Source organism: Flavonifractor sp. An100 (assembly GCF_002161175.1).
Taxonomy (GTDB): Bacteria; Bacillota; Clostridia; order Oscillospirales; family Oscillospiraceae; genus Lawsonibacter.
Map to the genome: position 1 here is coordinate 1 of NZ_NFMA01000066.1, position 518 is coordinate 518.

The 518-nt window shown below is 47.5% G+C and carries 1 rRNA gene; it reads right to left on the bottom strand.

Features of this window, described 5'->3' with window-relative positions:
- Positions 1-217 (bottom strand): 23S ribosomal RNA (locus tag B5E43_RS14790); the annotation flags it as partial.
- Between the last annotated feature and the right edge of the window lie 301 nt (positions 218-518).

The window sequence follows — 518 nt, forward strand, 5'->3', positions numbered from 1 at the left end:
TCCTCGCCCTACTTAGATGTTTCAGTTCAGGCGGTTCCCCACGTACGCCTATTTGATTCAACGCACGCTGACAGAGTATTGCTCTGCCGGGTTTCCCCATTCGGAAATCTGCGGATCAAAGCTTATGTGCAGCTCCCCGCAGCTTATCGCAGCTTGTCACGTCCTTCATCGGCTCTTGATGCCAAGGCATTCCCCTTGCGCTCTTATTAGCTTGACCTATCGATCTTTACGATCGCTTGGTTCTCAAGAATTATGCAGGCCTCAGTTCGGTTTCATTGTAGTTTTTGTTACCCTATTTTATAAAGTCCACAAAAAAACTTTGTTACCTCTCTGTTGCTTGCTCGCAATTTCTTGCTTGCTTCACTGTTCAGTTTTCAAGGTGCAGATCTCTGACCCTTTTCAAGGTCAGATTGAAATGCTCACTCTGTTGAGTAAACACTTCAATCTAATCTTGTGGTGGAGATAAGCGGAATCGAACCGCTGGCCTCCTGCTTGCAAGGCAGGCGCTCTCCCAGCTG